Source organism: Variovorax rhizosphaerae, assembly GCF_037889975.1.
Lineage (GTDB): Bacteria > Pseudomonadota > Gammaproteobacteria > Burkholderiales > Burkholderiaceae_C > Variovorax > Variovorax rhizosphaerae.
Genome location: NZ_JBBKZT010000014.1, coordinates 100,682 through 123,904 on the forward strand (window position 1 = coordinate 100,682; position 23,223 = coordinate 123,904).

20 protein-coding genes and 1 pseudogene are annotated in these 23,223 nt (G+C 67.0%); 11 read left to right on the forward strand and 10 right to left on the reverse strand.

Features of this window, described 5'->3' with window-relative positions:
• Positions 1 to 11 precede the first annotated feature (11 nt).
• Positions 12 to 1,352: a glycerate kinase type-2 family protein gene (locus WKW82_RS27010; RefSeq protein WP_340345614.1), complete on the forward strand. Its 1,341-nt coding sequence runs from the start codon at positions 12 to 14 to the stop codon at positions 1,350 to 1,352.
• Here WKW82_RS27010 and WKW82_RS27015 read toward each other — a convergent pair.
• Complete coding sequence (locus tag WKW82_RS27015; RefSeq protein ID WP_340345615.1) at positions 1,321 to 2,358, reverse strand: LysR family transcriptional regulator; 1,038 nt, start codon at positions 2,356 to 2,358, stop codon at positions 1,321 to 1,323. The genes WKW82_RS27010 and WKW82_RS27015 overlap by 32 nt on opposite strands.
• Before the next feature lie 88 nt (positions 2,359 to 2,446).
• Positions 2,447 to 2,698: a hypothetical protein gene (locus WKW82_RS27020; protein ID WP_340345616.1), complete on the reverse strand. Its 252-nt coding sequence runs from the start codon at positions 2,696 to 2,698 to the stop codon at positions 2,447 to 2,449.
• Positions 2,699 to 2,932: 234 nt separating this feature from the next.
• Between WKW82_RS27020 and WKW82_RS27025 the strand changes: the two genes are divergently transcribed.
• The 3 genes from WKW82_RS27025 to WKW82_RS27035 are packed head-to-tail and all read left to right on the forward strand — an operon-like array spanning position 2,933 to position 5,720.
• Entirely contained in the window at positions 2,933 to 4,174 is a 1,242-nt protein-coding gene (locus tag WKW82_RS27025) for a metal-dependent hydrolase family protein (RefSeq protein ID WP_340345618.1), read from the forward strand.
• A 9-nt stretch (positions 4,175 to 4,183) separates the two neighbouring features.
• A complete protein-coding gene (locus tag WKW82_RS27030; protein ID WP_340345620.1) occupies positions 4,184 to 4,798 on the forward strand; it encodes a nucleoside 2-deoxyribosyltransferase in 615 nt (204 codons plus the stop codon).
• A gap of 16 nt (positions 4,799 to 4,814) precedes the next feature.
• Positions 4,815 to 5,720: a LysR family transcriptional regulator gene (locus tag WKW82_RS27035; RefSeq protein WP_340345621.1), complete on the forward strand. Its 906-nt coding sequence runs from the start codon at positions 4,815 to 4,817 to the stop codon at positions 5,718 to 5,720.
• 4 nt (positions 5,721 to 5,724) lie between these two features.
• On the opposite strand, the gene WKW82_RS27040 is transcribed toward WKW82_RS27035, so the two are convergent.
• Positions 5,725 to 6,531 (reverse strand): alpha/beta hydrolase, encoded by an 807-nt coding sequence (locus WKW82_RS27040; protein WP_340345707.1) that lies wholly within the window; start codon positions 6,529 to 6,531, stop codon positions 5,725 to 5,727.
• Between the two features lie 254 nt (positions 6,532 to 6,785).
• On the opposite strand from WKW82_RS27040, the gene WKW82_RS27045 reads away from it, so the two are divergent.
• Entirely contained in the window at positions 6,786 to 8,213 is a 1,428-nt protein-coding gene (locus tag WKW82_RS27045) for a nucleobase:cation symporter-2 family protein (protein WP_340345623.1), read from the forward strand.
• Between the two features lie 384 nt (positions 8,214 to 8,597).
• Positions 8,598 to 9,998 (forward strand): annotated as a pseudogene (locus tag WKW82_RS27050) (8-oxoguanine deaminase); the annotation flags it as partial.
• Between the two features lie 167 nt (positions 9,999 to 10,165).
• Here the strand turns inward: WKW82_RS27050 and WKW82_RS27055 are convergent.
• Entirely contained in the window at positions 10,166 to 10,456 is a 291-nt protein-coding gene (locus tag WKW82_RS27055) for a cupin domain-containing protein (protein WP_340345624.1), read from the reverse strand.
• 41 nt (positions 10,457 to 10,497) lie between these two features.
• Positions 10,498 to 10,965 carry an Lrp/AsnC family transcriptional regulator gene (locus WKW82_RS27060; RefSeq protein WP_340345626.1) on the reverse strand — a complete coding sequence of 156 codons (468 nt, stop codon included), beginning with the start codon at positions 10,963 to 10,965 and terminating at the stop codon, positions 10,498 to 10,500.
• Between the two features lie 105 nt (positions 10,966 to 11,070).
• Here WKW82_RS27060 and mdeB point away from each other — a divergent pair, with 105 nt between their 5' ends.
• From mdeB to WKW82_RS27075, 3 genes are all read left to right on the forward strand, one after another.
• Positions 11,071 to 13,713, forward strand: coding sequence for an alpha-ketoglutarate dehydrogenase (gene mdeB, locus WKW82_RS27065; protein WP_340345627.1), 2,643 nt, complete (start codon positions 11,071 to 11,073; stop codon positions 13,711 to 13,713).
• A gap of 195 nt (positions 13,714 to 13,908) precedes the next feature.
• Positions 13,909 to 14,154, forward strand: a complete 246-nt coding sequence (locus WKW82_RS27070; protein WP_340345629.1) for a DUF2281 domain-containing protein — start codon at positions 13,909 to 13,911, stop codon at positions 14,152 to 14,154.
• A 41-nt stretch (positions 14,155 to 14,195) separates the two neighbouring features.
• Positions 14,196 to 14,609: a putative toxin-antitoxin system toxin component, PIN family gene (locus WKW82_RS27075; protein ID WP_340345631.1), complete on the forward strand. Its 414-nt coding sequence runs from the start codon at positions 14,196 to 14,198 to the stop codon at positions 14,607 to 14,609.
• Positions 14,610 to 14,656: 47 nt separating this feature from the next.
• Here WKW82_RS27075 and garD read toward each other — a convergent pair whose 3' ends face one another.
• The 3 genes from garD to WKW82_RS27090 form a co-directional block, all read right to left on the reverse strand.
• Complete coding sequence (gene garD / locus WKW82_RS27080; RefSeq protein WP_340345708.1) at positions 14,657 to 16,207, reverse strand: galactarate dehydratase; 1,551 nt, start codon at positions 16,205 to 16,207, stop codon at positions 14,657 to 14,659.
• Positions 16,208 to 16,330: 123 nt separating this feature from the next.
• Complete coding sequence (locus WKW82_RS27085) at positions 16,331 to 17,485, reverse strand: L-talarate/galactarate dehydratase (RefSeq protein ID WP_340339095.1); 1,155 nt, start codon at positions 17,483 to 17,485, stop codon at positions 16,331 to 16,333.
• Positions 17,486 to 17,631: 146 nt separating this feature from the next.
• Positions 17,632 to 18,591, reverse strand: coding sequence for a Bug family tripartite tricarboxylate transporter substrate binding protein (locus tag WKW82_RS27090; RefSeq protein ID WP_340345633.1), 960 nt, complete (start codon positions 18,589 to 18,591; stop codon positions 17,632 to 17,634).
• A 302-nt stretch (positions 18,592 to 18,893) separates the two neighbouring features.
• On the opposite strand from WKW82_RS27090, the gene WKW82_RS27095 reads away from it, so the two are divergent.
• Positions 18,894 to 19,895, forward strand: a complete 1,002-nt coding sequence (locus tag WKW82_RS27095) for a LacI family DNA-binding transcriptional regulator (RefSeq protein WP_340345635.1) — start codon at positions 18,894 to 18,896, stop codon at positions 19,893 to 19,895.
• Between the two features lie 20 nt (positions 19,896 to 19,915).
• On the opposite strand, the gene WKW82_RS27100 is transcribed toward WKW82_RS27095, so the two are convergent.
• Together WKW82_RS27100 and WKW82_RS27105 are read right to left on the reverse strand one after the other, a co-directional pair.
• Positions 19,916 to 20,926 (reverse strand): hypothetical protein, encoded by a 1,011-nt coding sequence (locus WKW82_RS27100; protein ID WP_340345636.1) that lies wholly within the window; start codon positions 20,924 to 20,926, stop codon positions 19,916 to 19,918.
• On the reverse strand, positions 20,898 to 21,668 hold the full coding sequence (locus tag WKW82_RS27105) for an SDR family NAD(P)-dependent oxidoreductase (protein ID WP_340345637.1): 771 nt from the start codon (positions 21,666 to 21,668) through the stop codon (positions 20,898 to 20,900). Before WKW82_RS27105 ends, WKW82_RS27100 begins: the two co-directional genes overlap by 29 nt.
• Positions 21,669 to 21,915: 247 nt before the next feature.
• On the opposite strand from WKW82_RS27105, the gene hppD reads away from it, so the two are divergent.
• Entirely contained in the window at positions 21,916 to 23,001 is a 1,086-nt protein-coding gene (hppD, locus tag WKW82_RS27110; RefSeq protein WP_340345638.1) for a 4-hydroxyphenylpyruvate dioxygenase, read from the forward strand.
• Positions 23,002 to 23,223 lie beyond the last annotated feature (222 nt).

Here is a 23,223-nt window from a genome sequence, read left to right on the forward strand (position 1 = left end):
ACAAGGCACAAATGATCGCATCAAACACCGGCTTGCCGAGGGCGCCGGACCCGCGCGCGCAGCCGCGCGAATTCCTGGAGCACCTGTACCGCATGGCGGTGGACCGTGCGCTGCCCTTGTCGACGATGGGTGCGCATCTGCCGGCGCCGCCGAAGGGCCGCACGCTGGTGCTGGGCGCGGGCAAGGCGGGCGGTTCGATGGCGCAGGCGCTGGAGGCGTTGTGGCCCGCGGATGCGCCGCTGTCGGGCCTGGTGGTCACGCGCTACGACCACATCCCGCCGCGGCCCGAAGGCTTGCCGCAACGCATCGAGATCGTCGAGGCCGCGCACCCGGTGCCGGATGCCGCCGGCGAGCAGGCGGCGCAGCGCATCTTGGCGCTGGCCCAGGGGCTCACGGCGGACGACCTGGTGCTCTGCCTGATTTCGGGAGGTGGCTCGTCGCTGCTGGTGCTCCCGGCCGAAGGACTCACGCTCGCCGACAAGCAGCGCATCAACAAGCAACTGCTCGACAGCGGCGCGGTCATCGGCGAGATGAACTGCGTGCGCAAGCACCTTTCGCGCATCAAGGGCGGCCGGTTGGCCGCGGCGTGTGCGCCGGCCAAGGTGGTGACGCTGACGATCAGCGACGTGCCGGGCGATGACCCGGCGATCATCGCGAGCGGCCCGACCGTGCCGGATGAAAGCACCTGCGCCGATGCGCTGGCCATCCTCGACCGCTACCGCATCGAGATCCCGGAACCGGTGCGGGCCAGCCTTGAAAGCGGCGCGCTGGAGACGCCGGACCCGCGCGATGCGATCTTCGCGACGAACGAGGTGCATCTCTTCGCCACACCGCAGCAGTCGCTGGAAGCCGCCGCGGCGGCGGCGCGGGCAGCAGGCATCGAAGCGCACATCCTCAGCGACGAAATCGAGGGCGAATCGCGCGAGGTGGGCAAGGTGCATGCCGCGCTGGCGCGCGCCGTGGCGCATCGCGGTGCGCCGTTCGCGCGGCCGTGCGTGATTCTTTCCGGCGGTGAGACGACGGTGACGATCCGGCCGCGGCAGCCGGGCCAAGCCAAGGGGCGCGGCGGCCGCGCGGGCGAGTTCTGCATGGGACTGGCGGGTGCGCTGATGGGGCAGGCCTCGGTCTGGGCGCTGGCCGCCGACACCGATGGCATCGACGGCGTGGAAGACAACGCAGGCGCCTTCGTCACGCCCGACACGCTGGCCCGCGCGGAGGCGGCCGGCAGGAAGCTGAGCGATCACCTGGATCGCAATGACGCGTACGGCTACTTCGATGCGATCGGCGATCTGCTGGTGACGGGGCCGACCCACACCAACGTCAACGATTTCCGGGCCCTGCTGGTCTTGTAGCTGTCGCGGAGGCTCTGGCCGACCGCTTCGCGCGCCGGGCCGGATCGGTCTTGCCGCGTGGCTTCGTTGACGTCGCAACGCCGTCGGTGGGCAGCCGGCCCATGATCAATTCGGCCATCGGCGAGGGCGTGCGGCCGCGCAACATGACGACGCCCATGATTGCGGAAGCCGACGCAAGCCCGTCGACGTCGAGCTGCTGCAGGCTGCCGGCCTCGACCTCCTGCGCGACGGCGACAAGGGGCAGCAGCACGGCCGAATCGCATTCGGACACCAGGCGCTTCAGCAGGGCGGGGTCGTCGCATTCGAGCGCCAATGCCAGATCGTCGGGCGAGCCCAATCCGAGCTTGCGCGCCAGCACGCTGCGCTTGGCGGTGGGCAGCCGCACCGAGAGCACGCCGTATTCCCACACCTGGTTCAGTGTGACGCTGGAGTGCGCGGTGAGTGGATGGCCGGCGCGCACGTAGAAGCCGCCGGCCTCCTTGCGCAGGGGGCGGATCTGGAGGCCGGGGTCGGCGGGCAGGTCGGTGATGTCGGCGACGACAAATTCGATGTCTTCCTCGAGCAGCCGCTTGAGCAACAGTTGCCAATTGCTGATCTCCACCCGCAGGTTGATGGCGGGAAACTCGCGCCGCAAGGACGCCAGCAGCGGTGCCGCGAAACTGGCCGCTGCGAACGGCCCCAGGCCGAAGGCCGTATCGCCGAGGCCATGGCTGCGGTAGAGGTGGATGTCGCGCTCCAGGCAGCGGCTGTTGAACACCAATTGGCGCGCGCGCTCGACGACGAATTCGCCGGCCGGCGTCGGCACGATGTCATGCCCGCGGCGGTCGAACAGCAGCAACCCCAACTCCGACTCGGCAGCCTGGATGCTGCGCGTCAGGGCGGGCTGGCTGAGGTGCACCTGCTCGGCCGCGCGCACGAAGCTGCGCCGGTCGGCAACGGCGACGATGTGCGCCCAGCGCCGGAGGTCCATGGCGGGTTCCTTGCTCGCCAGTTGCGGCGAATGCATGGATCGTAGTCCGCCGATGCAAGGCAGGGCAACGCAGGTCCGGTCGGGGGCAGCCGCCACCCCTGGCGGTCCTCCCGCAGAGCCTGCTTCAGAAAGCCGGCGTGATGGGCTGGTTGGCTTGCTGGATCCTGGCCAACGCTTCCTCGGCGTCGGAAAGACTGACGTGGAAGTGCGTGGAGAAGGCATCGTGCGAATGCTGGATCGCCAGGTACGCGGGGCTCCCTTCCACGGGCGGCGGCTCGATGAGGCCGGCTGGACCTGGCAACGCCGCGCAGAGAAAGGGCAGCGATACCGCGGCAAGCAGGGGTGTGCGAAAGAAGGAAATGGCGGCGTGTTCCATGTCGACTCCTGGGCATGCGAGCGTTGGTGCGATGGCCCATCGTCGCTGCGGCGCGGCAGGAACGCAAAGGTGCAGACGGCGTATACGCCGATTGCCCTAATCCATCGAGGGGAGGCGCATCGTCATCGACACGGGGCGCGAGGCCGGCCGGAGGCTGACGACCCGCGTTCCCCGCCTTGCGGCGCGCAGGCTTCGCGCGGACACTTTGCGAGTCCTTTCCATGACGAGGGAACCATGCTGACACTCATCGAGAACGCGCTGGTCTGGGATGCGGAACATGCCGGGCGGCGTGCGGCGGATGTGCTGGTCGACGAAGGGCGGATCGCAAGGATCAGCGAGCAGCGCGGCGCCTTGCGCGCGCAGACCGGCGATGTCGGCCGCCATGTGGACGGCAGCGGCTGCACCCTGATGCCGGGCCTGGTCGAGGGCCACTGCCACCTGTCGTTCACGGCCCTCACTTCCAATGCCGACGTCGGCAACATCCCGCCGGAGGACCATGTGCTGGCCTCCGCGGCCAACGCGACGCTGTTGCTGCGGCATGGCTTTACCAGCGCCTTCTCGGCCGCATCGGCGCGCATGCGCATCGACGTGGCGCTGCGCAATGCGATCAACGCGGGGCAACTCGCCGGTCCGCGTCTGCGCGCCGCAGGTCCGGAGCTGACGGTGACCGGCGGCCTTGGCGACGAAGGCCAGATGCACCAGCAGCGCATCGGCTTCGGGCTGGTGGCCGACGGCCCGCAGGCGATGCGGCTGGCGGCGCGCACCTGCGTGCGCGAGGGCGTGGACAACCTCAAGATCAACATCTCGGGCGACCAGTTCGTGCCGCATGCGTTGGGCGAGCAGACGCCGCTGTGCGTCGACGAACTCGACGCCTTCATGGAGATCGCGCGCAAGTACGGCAAGACGACGGTGGCGCATGCGCGCTCCAGCGAGAGCGTGAAGATGGCGGTGCGCGCCGGCATCGATTGCATCTACCACTGCGACTACGCCGACAGCGAGGCGCTGGACATGCTCGAGGCGAACAAGGACAAGCTGTTCGTCGGCCCGGCCTTCGGACTGCTGCACAACACGGTGAAGGAGCACGAGCTCTTCGGCATGCCGCGCGAGGTGGTCGAGCAGATGAAGATGGAGCACAAGTTCAAAAGCTGCATCGCCACCTACAAGGAACTGCACAAGCGCGGCGTGCGCATCGTGGTGGGTGGGGACTATGGCTTCAGCCTCACGCCGATGGGCACCAATGCGCGGGACATCTCGCACTTCGTGGAGTTCTTCGGCTTCAGCACGGCGGATGCGTTGCGCTGCGCCACCGCGGTCGGCGCCGACCTGATGGGGCTGCGCCATGAACTGGGGCTGGTGCGGGAAGGCTTTCTCGCGGACCTGCTGCTGGTGGAAGGCGATCCGACCGAGGATGTCGGGCTGTTGCAGAAGCAGTCGAACCTGCGCATGGTGATGAAGGAAGGCATCATCTGCTTTTGAGACGCCGACATGCCATCGATCCCGAGCCCGCCTTCCTTCCCCCGCCGACCCCGTGTGTACCTTGCCGGACCCGATGTCTTCTTTCGCGACTGCGCGTCGATCTTCCGTGCGCTGAAGGCGGAGTGTGAGCGCCTTGGCATGGTCGGACTGGCGCCGTCGGATGCCGGTATCGACGAGGGTTTCGATGGCACCGACGACTCGCGTGCGCAGCGCATCTATGAGGGCAACATCCGGCTCATCCGCGAGGCGGACGGGGTCGTGGCCAACCTCGTGCCGTTTCGGGGGCACGAGCCGGATTCGGGCACGGTGTTCGAGGTGGGCTTTGCCGTGGCGCTGGGCAAGCCGGTGGTGGGCTATGGCGTGGCGGAAGGCAGCTATGCGCAACGCGTGTGCGCCACCGTGGCCTGTGTCAGCGATGGCGAAGGCGTGCTGCGCGAGGCCGACAGCGGCGTGATGGTCGAGGGGCTCGGGCAGCGGCTGAACCTGATGCTGACGCGATCGACCGTGCTGGTGCCGTCGGCGCGTGATGCGCTTGCGCGGCTGGCGGAGATGCTGGGGCAGCGAGCTTCGATGCGTGGCACCACCGGCGTGTGGCCCGGCGACGCGATCGCCGGCAACGTCTAGCGCGGGTGGCCCCTCGATGCACGCCAAGGTCGTCCGCTATTTCGTCGAGGTGGTGCGCGCGGGTTCGATCCGCAAGGCGGCCGAGCAACTGCATGTGGTGCCGACGGCGGTCAACCGGCAGATCCTGAATCTCGAAGCGGAGCTGGGTGCACCGCTGTTCGAGCGCATCCACAACAAGCTCAAGCTCACGCCGGTCGGCGAGATCGTGCTGGCGCATGCGCGCAGCACCTTGCGCGAGTTCGACGGGGTGCGGCAGCAGATCGATGCGGTGCGCGGGCTGCGGCAGGGCGAGGCTTCATTGGCGACCACGGCGGGGCTGGCCAGCGCTTTCCTGCCGACGGTGGCGCAGCGTTGTCGCGCGGGCTACCCCGGCATCTACCTCAAGCTCATCGACATGCAGATCACCGCGCTGCTGCGCGCCGCGACCGAAGGCGACGTGGACGTGGCGCTGGCCTACGACGTGCCGGACAACGCCGGCCTGCGCACGCTGTTCACCAGCGAATGGCCGATCGGCGCGGTGGTGCCGCCGGGCCATGCGCTGAGCGCGCGTGCGTCCACCACGCTGGCCGATTGCGTCGGCTTTCCGCTGATCCTGCCGACCGCCTCGCTGACCTTGCGTCCGATCCTCGACGGTGCGCTGGGACGCTCGGCCATCAGCGTGGCGCCGGTCATCGAGACCACCTCGACCGCGCTCATGCGCCAGCTCACGCGGCAGGGCGCGGGAGTCAGCCTGCTCAACCGGCTCGATGTCAGCGATGACGTGCGCGCCGGCGCGCTGGTTTTCGTGCCGTTGCGCGACAGCGGGCTGAGCCCGCAAAGCCTGGCGCTGGTGACGCGGGCGGGTGCCACGCTCAGTGCCGCGGCGGAGGTGCTGGTGCAGCAGGTGATCGTCTGCATCGAGGAAGCGATGGTGGCGAGTTAAGGACTCATCGGGAAGCGGGCTCGAGCAGCAGGAACTGCATCGCGCTGCGCCACCAGGCGTCGTCCACCGACCGGGGCCAGTCGTTGTGGTCCGCGCGCCGCACCACCTCCAGGCGCTTGGGGCTCGGCAGCCCTTCGTACAGGGCCGTGCCGAAGCGGGCCGGCACCACACTGTCTCGCTCGGCGACGACCACCATCACAGGGCGGCTGATGGCCGCGAGATTTGCTGCGCTGTCATAGCGATCGCGCAGCAGCCAACCCACAGGCAGCCACGGATAGTGGTGGCTCGCGACGTTTTCCAGCTTGTCCCATGGCGTGATCAGCATCAGGGCCGCGACGCTCTCGCGTTGCTTCGCACTTGCCGCGGCCGCCACGCCGGCCCCCAGTGATTCGCCGACCACCAGCAAGGGCGCGCCGTACAGGTTGTGGGCCTGCGCGATGCTCTGCGCCGCATCGTCGACCAGGCTGCGCTCGCCGACCGCGCCTTCACGCGGACCGTAGGCCGGGTACTCGGCCAGGATCACGCGCAGGCCGAGTCGGGTCAGCGTCGCGGCGTAGTAGCTGCGATGCCCCGCATGGCCGGCATTGCCGTGAAACACGAGGGCCGTGCCCCGCGCAGCAGCGCCCGACGGTTGCGCGACCAGTCCGCGGAAGTCGCCATCCGACGGCCAGGCGGCGAGCCCGGGGGACACCATCTCGGCGATGGGCGCCTTGTCGGGGTAGTAGAGCAGGCGGTCCTGGAACATGGCGGGTGCGGCCAGCGCGATCGCGCAGCTGGCGAGGAGCAGCAGCATGACCGAGGCGGGTTTCATCATCAAGGGCTTGGCAAGGATCAAGGGTTGCAGATCATCGCTTGCATCCCCAGCGTCCCGCCAGGGCCTCGACCCTTGTGCGGAAAGGGGTCCGTGCCGCGCTGAAGACGCAACCCGGGTCTTCCCGGACGTGCACTTTTAGTGGACGCGCCGCGCGATTTATTGACTTTGCGCGAGACCCGGGTGCGCTTCCATACTCCGGTCCCGCCGACAGATGCGCCATTCGAGCGCCCCACTCAGAAAGGTCCAGAGACATGCGTTCCCACACGAACACGACCGCCGCCGGAGACGACGCCACGCGCGACGCGGTCGACCAGAAAGTCCCCCTTCCACGCTGCGCGGCCCTGGGCCTGCAGCACGTCCTCGTGATGTACGCGGGCACCGTCGCGGTGCCGCTCATCGTCGGTGGCGCCCTGGGGCTCTCGAAGGCCGACATCGCCTTCCTCATCAACGCCGACCTGCTGGCCGCCGGCATCGCCACGCTGATCCAGGCGCTGGGCATCTGGGGCTTCGGCATCCGCATGCCGGTGATGATGGGCGTGACCTTCGCGGCCGTCGGCCCGATGATCGCGATCGGCCTCGATCCTTCGCTCGACATCCGCGCCATCTACGGCGCCACCATCGCGGCCGGCTTCTTCGGCATGCTCGTCGCGCCGATGATGGGGCGCATGCTCGGCGTGTTCCCGCCGCTGGTCACGGGCACCGTGATCACGCTGATCGGCGTCTCGCTGATGGGCGTGGCGATCAACTGGGCCGCGGGCGGACAACCGAGCTCGACCCGCATGATCGACGGTGTCGCACATGCCGTCGCCAACCCGAGCTACGGCGATCCGGCCAAGCTCGCGATTGCGACGCTGGTGCTGTGCGTGGTGCTGGCCATCACGCGCTTCGGTCGTGGCCTCTGGGCCAACATCGCGATCCTGCTCGGCATCATCGCGGGCGTCGTGATTTCGCTGTCGCTGGGCCTCATGAGCTTCGACGGCATCGAGGAAGCCAGTTGGGTCGCGTTGACCACGCCCTTCCACTTCGGCATGCCGAGCTTCAGCGTGCCAGCCATCGTCTCGATGTGCATCGTCATGCTGATCACCCTGGTGGAATCGACCGGCATGTTCCTCGCGCTCGGCGAGATCACCGGCCGCCGCATGACGCCGCAGATGCTGACCCGCGGCCTGCGTGCCGACGGCCTCGGCACCGTGATCGGCGGCGTCTTCAACACCTTCCCGTACACCTCGTTCTCGCAGAACGTCGGCCTGGTCACGGTGACGGGCGTTCGCTCGCGCTACGTGGCGGCCATGGGCGGCGTGTTCCTGATCCTGCTGGCGCTGTTCCCGAAGGTGGCGCACATCGTGGCCTCGGTGCCGACTTTCGTGCTGGGTGGTGCGGGCATCGTGATGTTCGGCATGGTCGCGGCGACGGGTGTGCGCATCCTGGGCTCGATCGACTATGCGGCGAACAAGCATGCGCTGTATGTGATCGCGATCTCGATCGGCCTCGGCCTGATCCCGACGCTGTCGCCGACCTTCTTCCAGCACCTGCCGGCCTGGACGCATCCGATCACGCACAGCGGCATCGTGCTGGGCACGATCTCGGCGGTGGTGCTGAACTTGTTCTATCACGGCGTGTTGTCGCGGGAGCGTTCCTTCGCGCTGGCTGCGGGTACGGCGCATTCGGCCGAGGCCTGAGATTCCGCACCCCGGTTCCGCGACACGCAGTCGCAACTTGAGAGACGTTTGCTGCAGCCCGGGTGGCGGGCTGGGACGGGATCACGCCGACGGCGTACTCCCCTCCGCGAATGTCCCCCGCCGTCAGCCTTCGGCTGCCGGCTCCTCCTTTATTTCGCTGCGGGGAGCACGCCATCGACGTGATCCATCACGGTCGTGATTGATCCCCGGGTGAGACGCAGCGTGTCCCGGGTCGAGGGCATCGGGTGTTCCCCGCAGCGAAATAAAGGAGGAGCCGAAGGCGGGGGACATTCGCGGAGGGGAATACCCGGTGGCCTCGGCCCCACCCACCCACGTACGAATTTCTTTCATCACGCAGGCGCCTTGGTCCCATCTAAAACTGACATGAGCAACAACATGAAAACGAGTCGTCCCCTGATCCTGCGCCACGCCGACGTGGTGGTCACGATGGACGCCGCACGGCGCGAGATTGCCGATGGCGCTGTCGTGGTCGACGGCCCGGCCATCGCCTGGGTCGGCCCGACCAGCGAACTGCCGCCGCAGTGGCGTGACGCGATCGCATGCGGCACGGCCGACACGATCGACCTGCGTGGCCATGTGCTGATGCCGGGCCTGGTCAACACGCACCACCACATGTACCAGAGCCTCACGCGCGTGGTGCCCGAGGCGCAGGATGCGGAGCTGTTCGGCTGGCTCACCAACCTCTACCTGCTGTGGGCGCGGCTCACGCCGAAGATGGTGCAGGTCTCGACGCAGACCGCGATGGCGGAGTTGATGCTGTCCGGTTGCACCACCACCAGCGACCACCTCTACCTCTACCCGAACGGCGCGCGGCTCGACGATTCGATCGAGGCGGCCGAGGCCATGGGCATGCGCTTCCATGCAGCGCGCGGCAGCATGAGCGTGGGCCAGAGCCTCGGTGGCCTGCCGCCCGATTCGGTGGTGGAGAGCGAAGCCGCGATCCTCAAGGACAGCGAACGCCTCATCACGCGCTGGCATGACGCGTCGCGCCACAGCATGCGGCGCATCGTGCTGGCGCCGTGCTCGCCGTTCTCGGTGTCACGCGACCTGATGCGCGAATCGGCTTTCCTGGCGCGCGAGTACGGCGTCTCGCTGCACACGCACTTGGCCGAGAACGACAACGACATCGCCTACTCGCGCGAGAAGTTCGGCATGACGCCGGCCGAGTACGCCGAGGACCTGGGCTGGGTCGGCCGCGATGTGTGGCATGCGCACTGCGTCAAGCTGGACCCGGCGGGCATCGCGCTGTTCGGGCGCACCGGTACCGGCGTGGCGCATTGCCCGTGTTCGAACATGCGGCTCGGCTCTGGCATTGCGCCGATCGGCGCGATGCGGCGCGCGGGCGTGCCGGTCGGCCTGGGCGTGGACGGCAGCGCTTCGAACGACGGCGCGCACATGCTGGGCGAGGCGCGGCAGGCGATGCTGCTGCAGCGCGTCGGCTTCGGGCCGGCCGCGCTGACGGCGCGCGAGACGCTGGAGATGGCGACGCTGGGCGGCGCCAAGGTGCTGGGGCGAGATGACATCGGGGCCCTGGCGCCGGGCATGTCGGCCGACCTGGTGGCTTTCGACATGCGCAGCGTCGGGCATGCGGGCGCAGGACACGACCCGGTCGCGGCGCTGGTGTTCTGCCAGAGCATCAACGTGTCACTCAGCGTGATCAATGGGCGCGTGCGGATTCGCGACGGCGAGTTCGTCGATGTGGAACTGGAGCCCTTGCTGGCGATGCACCGGGCGCTGGCGCGCAGCCTGTATGACTCGGCGCGTCATCCGCATACGGATGGCGCGGGGCAGCGGCGGTTTCATCTCGGGGCTGCGGCGGAAGTGCCTGCTTGCGATGAAGAGCCGGCCTGAAGGAACAACCGGCTTGAAAGATGGCCGGCCCCGGGAAGCGCCCGCGGCGCTTTCTAGCCGGGCTGGATTTCGGTGCGGCGTCAGTTCGGCTTGGTATTGCGCCGAGCGACCCAGTAGGTCGCACCTTCGCTGCCGTAGCGCTCTCCGTGTGGCGCGGCGAAGTCCAGCTCGAACCGATCTCCGGGCGCCAGTCGTCGTGTCTGCTCGCCCTCGGTGAGCCACATCTCGCCCCGCACCACCAGCGCCTTCACCGCGAACGGATGCGTGTGCGTGTCCACCACCTGGCCGGGTTCCCAGACGCGCTCGAGCACTTCATCGAAGCCCTGCGCCAGCGCGCTCGATTCGAACTCCTGAAAACTCATCGTGTGCATGCCGGTCTCCGTGTAGCCGCTCGCGGGATGATGATCCGATCTCAACCTTTCGGCAAAGGCAGCGCGGTCTTGTAGCGCACCTGCTTCAGCGCAAAGCTGGACCGGATCTTCTCGATGCCGGCGATCGGCGTGAGTTGCTCCAGGATGAACTTCTCCAGCGCCCCGATATCGGCCACCGCGACGCGGATCAGGTAGTCGCTGTCGCCGGTCATGAGGTAGCACTCCATCACCTCGTCGTGCTCGACGATGCGTTGCTCGAAGGCGGCCAGTGACGCCTTGCTTTGCGTCGTGAGGCTGATGGAGATGAAGACGTTGAGGCCCAGGCCCAGGGCGGCCGAATTGGCGATGGCGACATAGCGGTCGATCACGCCGGCGGCTTCGAGCGCCTTCACCCGCGCCAGGCAGGGGGAGGGCGACAGGTGCACGCGCCGCGCCAACTCGACGTTCGACAGCGCGCCGTCGCGTTGCAACTCGTCGAGGATGCGGAGGTCGAGGTTGTCGAGCTTCATTGGATGCTGTTGTTTGCTGGATTTGAAGCAGTTTATGCTGTTGAATCGCGCGGCCACATGCCTCGACGGCAACACATTCCGGGCCGGGCGCTCTAAAGTGCTGGCATGAACGCCCTTTCCGCCCCGCACCTTGCCGCCCTTGTTTCCGGCGCTGCCGATTCCGATCCCCAGGAGACCGCCGAATGGCGCGAAGCCTTTGCCGCGCTGGTCGCGTCGACTGGTCCGGCGCGCGCACGCTGGATGCTCGACGAACTGGCGCGCCTGGCGCGGGACCAGCGGATCGGCTGGGCGCCGGAGCTGTGCACGCCTTACGTCAACACCATCGCGGTCGACCAGCAGCCGGCGTTCCCGGGTGACTTGGCGATCGAAGAACGGCTGGCCTCGCTGATGCGCTGGAACGCGCTGGCGATGGTGGTGCGCGCCAATCATTCGTATGGCGAACTCGGCGGGCACATCGCCAGCTACGCCAGCGCGGCGGACCTCTTCGAAACCGGCTTCAACCACTTCTTCCACGCGAAGGATGCGGGCCATGGCGGCGACCTGGTGTTCTTCCAGCCGCACAGCGCGCCGGGCGTCTACGCGCGCGCCTTCCTCGAAGGGCGCCTGAGCGAAGACGACCTGAGTCACTACCGCCAGGAACTGACCGCGCCGGCCTTCACGAAGGGCGAGGGCGCACGCGGCTTGAGCAGCTACCCGCATCCGTACCTGATGCCCGATTTCTGGCAGTTCCCCACCGGCTCGATGGGCATCGGCCCGATCAGCTCGATCTACCACGCCCGCTTCATGCGCTATCTCACGCACCGCAACCTGCTCGACTGCGGCGCACGAAAGGTGTGGGGCGTGTTCGGCGACGGCGAGATGGACGAGCCCGAATCGATGAGCGCCCTGACCCTGGCCGCGCGCGAGAAGCTCGACAACCTGGTGTGGGTCGTCAACTGCAACCTGCAGCGCCTCGACGGCCCGGTGCGCGGCAACGGTCGCATCATCGACGAGTTGGAGAAGCTCTTCGCCGGCGCCGGCTGGAACGTCATCAAGCTGGTGTGGGGCAGCGACTGGGACGGCCTCTTCGCACGCGACACCACCGGCGCCCTGGCGCGTGCCTTCGCCAACACCGTCGACGGCCAGATGCAGACCTTCGCCGCGAAGGACGGTCGCTTCAACCGCGACACCTTCTTCGGCCAGAACGAGGAACTCGCGAAGCTGGCGCAAGGCATGACCGACGAGCAGATCGACCGCCTGAAGCGCGGCGGCCATGACCTCGTAAAGATCCACGCCGCCTATGCCGCGGCGGCCGCCCACCAGGGCCAGCCGACCGTGATCCTCGCGCACACCAAGAAGGGCTACGGCATGGGCGCGGGGCAGGGCAAGATGACCACGCACTCGCACAAGAAGTTCGAGAGCGCTGACCTCATCGGCTTTCGCAACCGCTTCAACCTGCCGCTCAGCGATGAGCAGGCCACCTCGCTGGCCTTCTACAAGCCAGCCGATGACAGCGTGGAGATGCAATACCTGAAGCAGCACCGCCAAGCGCTCGGCGGCGCGATGCCGCGGCGCGAGACGGCGTGCGACGTGGTGCCCAAGCCTGATCTGGCCGCGTACGCCAAGTTCGCCATCGAAGCCGACGGCAAGGACATGAGCACCACGATGGCCTTCGTCCGCATGCTCGGCAACCTGCTGAAGGACAAGCAGATCGGCCCGCGCGTGGTGCCCATCGTGGCCGACGAGGCGCGCACCTTCGGCATGGCCAACCTGTTCAAGCAGGTCGGCATCTACTCGAGCGTCGGCCAGCGCTATGCGCCGGAAGACATCGACACCATCCTCAGCTACCGCGAAGCCACCGACGGCCAGATCCTCGAGGAAGGCATCAGCGAGGCCGGCGCCATCGCCAGCTGGACGGCCGCGGCCACGAGCTACAGCGTGCACGGCCTCGCGATGCTGCCCTTCTACATCTACTACTCGATGTTCGGCTTCCAGCGCGTGGGTGATGCGATCTGGGCAGCGGCGGACCAGCGCTCGCGCGGCTTCCTGCTGGGTGCGACCTCGGGCCGTACCACGCTCGGCGGCGAAGGCCTTCAGCACCAGGACGGCACCAGCCACCTGGTCGCCGCGACCATCCCCAACTGCAAGGCCTACGACCCGGCCTTCGCGGGCGAGATGGCGGTGATCATCGATGCGGGCATCCGCGAGATGATGGTCGAGCAGCAGGACGTGTTCTATTACGTCACGCTGATGAACGAGAACTACGCGCAGCCGAGCCTGCCGGCGGAAGTGCATGGCGATGTATTGCGCGGGTGCTATCGCTATGGTCGCTTCCCTGCCGATGCCGCCGAGACGCAGGTGACGCTGATGGGCTCAGGCGCGATCCTCACGGAAGTGATCAAGGCCGCAGAGTTGCTGGCGGTCGAGGGCATCGCGACGGAGGTGATCAGCGTGACGAGCTGGAGCGAGCTGGCGCGCGACGGCGCGACCTGCGAGCAGGCCGGCTTGCGCGAAGAAGTATCAGGCCAGTCGTTCATTGCACAGCAGCTTGCTCGCGGCAACGGGCCCATCATCGCCGCCACCGACTATGTGCGCGCCGTGCCGGAAAGCGTGCGTGCCTACCTGCCGGCAGGCCGCCGCTACGTCACGCTCGGCACCGATGGGTTTGGCCGCAGCGATACGCGGGCCGCGTTGCGCGACTTCTTCGGGGTGGATGCCGCGAGCATCGTGCAGGCCGCGCGGCATGCGGCGCTGCAGCCACGTCCTTGAGCGCCGGATACGGGGATTGGCCGGGCCGTCGTTTGGGGACACAGCAGCTTGTATCGGCTACGGATGCTGCGGGAGGCCGAGCCTTTTTCCTTCATCGCTGTGTAGTCTGAAGTTCGGGCCACCGTGCAACACCGTGTTGCCGAACTACGGTACAAATGAAGATCGGCCGCCGCGTGCGGCTCAGGAGTCTTAGCCATGACCGCACTCGAGATCCGCTTGATTGAACGCCTGAAGCAACTGCCACCCGGCCGTATCGCCGAAGTGGCGGACTTCGTGGAATTTCTCACCGCACGAGAGCAACGCGCAGCCGCCATCGAAGGTCTGCGCGCACTGGACAAGCGCTTGCCTGACGACGAAGAGATGCCGCCCGAATTGGAGCAGGAACTCATGGAGGAGATCCGTCGCGATCGGGCCGAACGTCGTCAGGGCAACGGCAACTGATGGTGGGCTTTTCGGTCACGCCCGCCACGGAGGGCCGGCTGGTGCTGGACACCAACGTGGTCGTCAGTGCGTTGTTGTGGGGAGGCCCTCCGCGCCATCTGCGCAACCTGGCGCTGGACGGCCAGATTGTCCTGGTCAGCAGCCCGGTTCTGCTCGCCGAGTTGCATCGCATCCTGAACTACCCCAGGCTGACCCAGCGGCTGGTGCAGTTGGATACGAGCGTGGCCGAGCTGGTGACGCAGTATCAAGCCATCGTCACGATGGTTCACCCCTTCGACGTGCCCCGCGTTGTACCCAACGACGTTGACGATGACCACGTGGTGGCCGCGGCAGTGGCCGGCCAGGTCGAACTGATCGTCTCAGGCGACCGCGACTTGCTCCAGATGCAAAGCCATGCAGGCATCGCGATCCTCAACCCACGAGATGCTTGGGAACGCATCGCGGCGCAGCGCTGAGCAGGGGACGCGGCGTCCCTCGGGTGGACGCCAGCACAGTGATCTGTTCAGGTGACTGGCGCCGGATTGAACAGCACCAACGCGTTGTGCAGCTTCCAATGCTCCGCCCACGTCTTCTTGCGCCCGCTCGCCACGTCGAGCATCAGCTGGAACATCTCCCAGCCCACGTCCGCAATCGTCTTCTCACCCGTAGCGATGGTGCCCGCGTTGATGTCCATGAGGTCGTGCCAGCGACGCGCCAGGTCGGCGCGCGTGGCGACCTTGATGACAGGCACTTCCGCCAGGCCATAGGGCGTGCCGCGCCCGGTGGTGAACACATGCAGGTTCATCCCGGCGGCGAGTTGCAACGTGCCGCAGATGAAGTCGCTCGCGGGCGTGGCCGCGTAGATCAGGCCCTTCTGCTTCAGCTTCTCACCCGGCGAGATCACGCCCGAGATCGGTGAACTGCCGCTCTTCACGATCGAGCCCATCGCCTTCTCGACGATATTCGACAACCCACCCTTCTTGTTCCCCGGCGTCGTGTTGGCGCTTCGGTCCACGCGCCCCTTGTCCAGGTAGGCGTCGTACCAGGCCATCTCGCGGATCATCGCCTCGGCCACTTCGGGCGTCGTGGCGCGTGACGTGAGTTGGTCGATGCCGTCGCGCACTTCGGTCACCTCCGAGAACATCACGGTCGCACCGGCGCGCACCAGCAGGTCGGTGCAATAGCCCACCGCCGGATTCGCGGTCACGCCAGAGAACGCATCGCTGCCGCCGCACTGCACGCCCACCACCAGTTCGCTCGCCGGCACCGTCTCGCGCTTGCGCGCGTTGAGCCGCTCCAGGTGCTCCTCGGCCTGCCGCATGATCGACTCGACCATCGACATGAAGCCCACATGCGCGTCGTCCTGCAGGCAGACCACATCCAGCTTGGCGCCGGCGTTGTCGCCCACGTCCGCGACGTTGCGCTCGTCGACCAGGGGAATCGTGCCGGGTGGCATCAGGCGTTCCGGCTGCAGCTTCTCGCAGCCCAGGCTCACCACCATCACCTCGCCGCCGAAGTTCGGATTCAGGCTGATGTTGCGCAGCGTGCGGATCGGGATGACGGCGTCGGGTGCGTCGATGGCCACGCCGCAGCCGTAGCTGTGTTCCAGCGCGACCACGTCATCGACGTTCGGGAAGCGCGGCAGCAGTTCGGACTTGATGCGCGAGACCGCGAACTCGGTGACACCGGCCACGCATTGCACGGTCTGCGTGATGGCCAGGATGTTGCGCGTGCCCACCGAGCCATCGGCATTGCGATAACCCTCGAAGGTGTAGCCCTCCAGCGCCGGCTGCTCCGGCACCTTGACGGTGGCAATCGGCAGGCCGACAAGCTCGCGCGCGGCGGGCATCTTGAGCAAGCGCTCATGCACCCAGCTGCCCGCGGGAATGGCCTTGATCGCATAGCCGATCGGCACGTTGTAGCGGCGCACCTCGCCGCCTTCGGGAATGTCGACCAATGCGACCTTGTGCGCCTGCGGCACCTTGTCGACAAGCGTCAGGCCGGAGGTGAACACCGTGCCGGCGGGCAGGCCGCCGTCGTTGGCCACGATGGCCACGTTGTCGGCATCGTGCATGGTGATGTACAGGGGCGCCTGCGGCAGTGTTTCGTTTTTCACGTGGGACTCCGATGATTCAGTGTGACGTTGAAATGACGTATCGGCTTCGAATCATGTCTGAATGGAAGGGGCGTGGCGAGGTCAGGCCCGCTTGCCGATCTCGGCGACTTCGCGGGTCCAGGCCTGCGCCTGTTCGCTCAGGCTCAGGCCGAGGCCCGGGCGGGTCGGCACCAGCATGCGGCCGTCCTTGATTTCGAGGCGTTCGTTGAACAGCGGCTCGAGCCAGTCGAAGTGCTCGACCCAGGGCTCCGTCGCGTAGACGGCGCCCAGGTGCACATGCAGTTCCATCGCGAAGTGCGGGCCGAGGCTCAGGCCGGCGTTCTCGGCCTGCGCGGCGATCTTGAGGAAGGGCGTGATGCCGCCGACGCGCGGACCGTCGGGCATCAGGTAGTCGGCGGCGCGGTGGCGAATCAGCTCGCCATGCTCGGCGGCGCTGGTGAGCATTTCGCCGGTGGCGATCGGCGTGTCGAAGGTCGCGGCCAGGGCGGCGTGGCCTTCGAAGTCATAGGCGTCGAGCGGCTCCTCGATCCAGACCAGGTCGAACTGCTCGAAGATGCGGCACATGCGCTGCGCGGTCGGGCGGTCCCATTGCTGGTTGGCATCGACCATCAGCGGGGCGTCGTCGCCGAGGTGCTTGCGGATGGCTTCGACGCGCTGGATGTCCAGCTTGCGGTCGGGCTGGCCGACCTTGAGCTTGATGCCGCCGATGCCGCGTTCACGCGACGCCGCTGCGTTGACCTTCAACTGGTCCAGCGGCGTGTGCAGGAAGCCGCCCGAGGTGTTGTAGCAGCGGACCGAGTCGCGCTGCGAGCCGAGCAGCTTGGACAGCGACAGGCCCGCGCGCCGGGCCTTCAGGTCGTACAGCGCCACGTCGAAGGCGCCGATGGCCTGCACACCCATGCCGCTGCGGCCGACCGATGCGGCGGCCCAGCAGAGCTTGGTCCAGAGCTTGGAGATGTCGTTCGGGTCTTCGCCGATCAGGGCCGGTGCGATTTCCTTGGCATGCGCGAACTGGCCGGGGCCGCCCGCGCGCTTCGAGTAGCTGAAGCCAAGGCCGCGATGGCCATCCTTGGTCTCGATCTCGGCGAACAGCATCGCGATCTCGGTCATCGGCTTCTGGCGGCCGGTCAGCACCTTGGCGTCGCTGATCGGGTTGGCCAGCGGCAGGTAGCAGGAGGAGACGCGGACCCAGGTGATCTGGTCGGCGATGGAGATGGAAGAGGGATTGGTGGTCATGTCGAGTTGCTCGTGAACGGCGTTTTGAAGGGGTGAAGATTTCGTAGCGAGGGCGCCGAGCTTGGGTCGAGCACCGCAGCCGTACTCTCGTACGGCCGAGGAGCGCAGGCCCAAGATCGGTGGCCGCAGTAGAAAGATTCACCCCTTCAATCGATGGTGATCTTTCCGGCTTCGATGACCTTCTTCCAGCGCGCATATTCCTTCTGCTGGAACTCCGCGAACTGGGCCGGCGTGTTGGCGACCATCTCGAAGCCGATCGAGGTGAACTGCTCCTGCACCTTCGGATCGGCCAGCGCCTCGACGAAGGCGGCATGCGCCTTCTCCTTGACGGCAGGCGGCAGCCCCTTCGGCGCAACGATCGCCTGCCACGAAGCGACCTCGACACCCTTCACACCGGCTTCGGCCAGCGTCGGCACGTCGGGCAGCACCGGCGAGCGCTTCGGGCTCGTCACGGCGAGGGCGCGCATCTTGCCGCCCTTGATGTACTGGATCACCGAGTTGATGTTCTGGAACGAGGCGTCGAGCTGGCTGCCCATGAGGTCGGTGTGCACTGGCGCACCGCCCTTGTACGGCACATGCACGCCGCTCGTGCCGGTCTGTTGCCAGAACAGCTCGGCCGTCAGGTGGTCGCTGGAACCGTTGCCGGCCGAGCCGAAGCTCATCTTGCCGGGGTTGGCCTTTTCATAGGCGATGACGTCGGCGACCGCCTTGTGCGGCGAGTTGATCGGCACCACCAGCACGTTCGGTGACTGCACCGCGACGGTGATCAGGTCGAAGTCCTTCAGCGCGTCGTACTGCAGGCTCTTGACCAGGTGCGGCACGATGACCAGAGGGCCGAGCGAGGTGACGAGGAAGGTGTAGCCGTCCGGCGCGGCGCGCTTGACGAAGGTGGCGCCGATGGTGCCGGTCGCGCCGGCCTTGTTGTCGACCAGGAAGGACTGCTTGAACTTGGCGGTCAGCTTGGGGCCGACGGCACGCGCCACCTGGTCGGTGGAGCCGCCCGGAGGGAAGGGGACGACCAGCGTCACCGTCTTGTCAGGCCAGGTTTGGGCTTGCGCGGCGAGGGCGCTGAGGCCGAGAGCGAGGATGGACAGGATCTTTTTCATGGGGTGTCTCCAGACAAGATGGATAACGTTGTCATTTCTGGGCGCCGGAGGGCGCCGGTGGGTGATCCGCGCTGCTTGTCCCAATTCTTTCGGTGTCGTCGGGATGCAGCGTCGAATGCGTTGAATGATAGCGTTGTCATTGTTGGCGTCAATGAAAAGGTTGCGCGGGTTTTCCCTGAGAGACGGAGCGGCTTTCAGAGGCAGGAATGGTGAATTTTCCGCCAACGCAAACCGACTCCCAAGGCTTCTCATGTGCGGGCAATCCGCGCTATATTGCTAACGTTGTCAATCGCTCCGAGCCCATGAACGCACTCATCCCCATCAAGCCCGCCACGCTGCACGATGTCGCGCGCGAAGCCGGCGTCTCGCTGATCACCGCCTCGCGTGCCTTGAGCAACCCGGGGCTGGTGTCGGACAAGACGATCGAACGCGTGAAGCAGGCGGTCGAAGTCACGGGCTACATCCCCAACCTGCTGGCCGGCGGGCTGAAGTCGAAGCGCAGCCTGCTGGTCGCCGCGCTGGTGCCGGCGTTGTCGGTGTCGCAATTCCTGCCCACGGTGCAGGCGCTGAACGAGTCGCTGGCCGAGGCGGGCTACCAGTTGATCCTCGGGCAGACCGGCTACGACAGCGCGCGCGAGGAGGCCATGCTCAACACCATGATCAGCCGCCGCCCCGACGGCATCGTGATCACCGGGCTGGTGCAATCACCGGCGGGCAGGGAGCGGCTGCAGCGCGCCGGCATCCCGGTCGTCGAGACCTGGGATTTCAGCGACCGGCCGGTGGACATGCTGGTCGGTTTCTCGCTGCTCAAGGTCGGCGGCGCGGTGGCGGGCTACTTCCTCGGCAAGGGCTGGCACAAGGTCGGCGTTGCCACCGGGGGCGACCATCGGGCGCTGATGCGGCGGGACGGCTTCGTGGCCACCATCGGACGTGACGTGCCGACGGCCATCGTGCCAGCGCCGAGCAGCCTGGAGCTGGGCCGCCGGGCGTTGTCGGAGTTGCTGCAGAAGGAACCGGCGCTGCGGGCGGTCTGTTGCAGTTCCGATCAGTTGGCCCACGGCGTGCTGATCGAGGCCCAGGCCCGCGGGCTGCGCGTGCCCGAGGACCTGGCGATCTGCGGCTTCGGCAACGCGGATTTCTCGGCGCACACGGTGCCGTCGATCAGCACGGTGCACGTCGATGGTCCGGAGATCGGCCGGCTGGCGGCACGGATGATCGTCGACCGCTGTCGGGGCGAGGCCGTTGCCAAGCCTGTGGTCGATATCGGCTTTCGGATCGTGGAGCGCGGCTCGACTGCCGCCTGACGCGCTCGTGCGTTCAGCGTCTACCGTGTCTGGCCTTTGCAGCGATGCAGGAGGCCGGATCGCCTGAGCGCATCGCGCTCGAATTCGTTCTCCGGCGGCGGCCAACCGAGTTCCGCCCAGAACCGTTCAAGCCTCAACTTGCAGCCTTCGAGTTTGTTCCGTGCGTCGCTGCTGCGCTTGATCTCGACCTCTCGCGCGGCGCGCAAGTACCGCCGCACCTTCTTCTCCCGCTCGGTTTCGCGCACGGGGTCTTCCGGACCGCGCTTCGTACGCGGTACCGTCACCGCGGCGTCCGTGCGAGCGGCGGTCGTGACAACCGCTTCCCTTCCGTGAGAGGGCGCGCCGGTTGAACTGACAGCCGACGTGGCCATGTGCCGCGTCGACACCCCGCTGCGGTCCGCGGCCCCGCCGCCCGGCATGGTGGCCATACAGGCAAGCCTCATCCGCGCTCCGAGGTCGCGGGCCTCCGCCGAAGTCATGTTGGGCCGGCCAGCCGGGTGCATCGCGGCCTGATAGCCACGCACGCCCAGTGCATCGAGTGCCGCGCGTGCTTCGCCGCCCAGCGCCAGGATGATGCGCGGCTGCGTCGCTTCGATCAGGAACCCGAGCACGAAGTAGATGCGGTGAGTGGCGGGTATGTCGCGCGGCTTGCCGCAAGGGAAGGCAAAGGCGTTCGTCTGCAAGACCCGAAAGCCTTGGGCGGCTTGCGCGATCTGGTTGCGGCGCTCCCGCGTGATGCTTGTCCCGCGCTTGCCGGAGGACTCGCGCCATGCCGCGTAGTCACGTTCGAAGGCCTCGATGTCGTAGCCGCTTCCGGCGCGCCAGTGCATCCACCAATCGGTGGGCATGGCCGTCGCGGGGTTGGTGCCGACGACCATCGCCTCGCATCGAAGCGGGTCACCGTCGCAAGTGAACGGGCGCAGGAGCGTGGGCCTGCCGATCAGCCGCGCCAGATCGTGCTCGAACCGTTCGAGGTCGTGCCGCACCGCCCCCACCCGCGGCCTACAGCGACGAGCAAAGGTGCCCGCCATCCACCGGCACGCAAGCCCCCGTCATCCACGACCCCGCGTCAGTCGCCATCAACAGCAGCAGGCCATTGAGTTCCTCGGGCTTGCCCAGCCGGCGCATCGGGATGCGCTTGATCAGCGCCTTGCCGTGCTCCGTCTCCCAGATCGCATCGGTCATCTCGGTGCCGATGTAGCCGGGCTCGATCGCATTGACACGGATGTTGTAGCGCGCCCATTCGAGCGCCAGGCTCTTCGTCATGTGCACGACGGCCGCCTTGGAGGTCGAGTACGGCGTGATCCCCGGCATCACGCGCTCGCCCTGGATGGACGCGATGTTGACGATCGACCCGCCGCGGCCGGCCGCCTGCCAGCGTCGGGCGGCACGGACGGCGACCAGCCAGACCCCGCGCACGTTGATGTTCATCAGGTCGTCGAAATCCTTCGTCGGAAAGGTCAGGGCGGCGCCATCGGGGCCCACGCCCGCGTTGTTGACGACGACGTCAAGGAGGTCGCCCGAGGCGTCGATTTCCGCGAAGGCGTCATCGATCGACTGTTCGGAGGCCACGTCCATTTCCAGCACCGTGACCTGCGGCGACCCCAGCTTTTCCAAGTCGGCGGCCAAGGCATCGAGCCTGCTCTTGCGCCGCGCCGCGATCACCACCTTGGCCTTGCAACCCGCGGCAAGCCGCGCGAAGTTTTCGCCGAGTCCGGACGAGGCGCCCGTGACCAGTACCCGTTTGCCCGCGAGCATTTCACCCAGATTCATCTTGCTGTCTCCTGGAGTTGATTTGGGAAGCACTGTTGCAGGTCCATGTTCGCGCGCTTCGGTCGGCCGCGCAATGATGAAAAAAACGGCGCTCAACTGTCAATTCAACATGCGGAAGTGCAGTTGAACGAGTCAATACGCATGATTCATGCGTTTAGAACGCCTCCCATACAAAACTTGCAAGATTGTTGCGGCACAAATCCCTAGCATCGTGGGTATTCGATCCAACCCATACAGAGACCACCGCATGACCGACCTTTTCGAGAATCCCATGGGCCTTCAAGGCTTCGAGTTCGTTGAATTCGCTTCGCCCGTCGCGAACACCCTGGAGCCCTTTTTCGAGAAGCTCGGCTTCACGCTCGTCGCTAAGCACCGCTCCAAGGACGTGGTGCTCTACCGCCAGGGCGACATCAACTTCATCGTCAACCGCGAACCGCACAGCCCCGCCGCCTACTTCGCGGCCGAGCACGGCCCCGCGGCCTGCGGGCTGGCCTTCCGCGTGAAGGACTCACACAAGGCCTATGCCCGCGCGCTGGAACTCGGCGCGCAGCCCATCGAGATCGCCACCGGTCCGATGGAACTGCGCCTGCCGGCCATCAAGGGCATCGGCGGCGCGCCGCTGTACCTGATCGACCGCTACGAAGATGGCAAGTCGATCTACGACATCGACTTCGAATTCATCGAAGGCGTGGACCGCCATCCGCCGGGCGTTGGCCTGAAGGTCATCGACCACCTGACCCACAACGTCTACCGCGGCCGCATGACCTTCTGGGCGAACTTCTACGAGAAGCTCTTCAACTTCCGCGAGATCCGCTACTTCGACATCCAGGGCGAGTACACCGGCCTGACCTCCAAGGCGCTGACCGCGCCGGACGGCAAGATCCGCATCCCGCTGAACGAGGAATCGTCCAAGGGCTCGGGCCAGATCGAGGAGTTCCTGATGAAGTTCAACGGCGAGGGCATCCAGCACATTGCGCTGCTGAGCGACAACCTCATCGACACCATCGACCAACTCGGCCTGGCCGGCATTCCGCTGCTGACCGCGCCGAACGATATCTACTACGAGATGCTCGAGACCCGCCTGCCCGGCCACGGCGAGTCGATCCCGGAACTGCAAGCACGCGGCATCCTGCTGGATGGCACGACCGAAGGTGGGCAGCCGCGCCTGCTGCTGCAGATCTTCTCGGAGACGGTGTTCGGCGGCCCGGTGTTCTTCGAGTTCATCCAGCGCAAGGGCGACTACAGCGACGGCTTCGGCGAAGGCAACTTCAAGGCGCTGTTCCAGTCGATCGAGCGCGACCAGGTGCGCCGCGGCGTGCTGCAAGCCGCGTGACTTTGGCTCGCGCCCAGGTTCCGCGCACCGCGTGCGCTCCTCCAACCCCTACCGGGGGCGATACCAGCGGCCCGGCAAAGCCGGTTCCGCAAGGATGTTGCTCCTCCCCAGGTTGATCTCACTTCGTGCAGGCCGCCCATCCCCACCGGGGGCAACACCGGCGGCCCGCCAAAGCCGGCTCCGCGGTGTTCCTGGAACAGGATCGTGGCGGCGTGAAAGGTA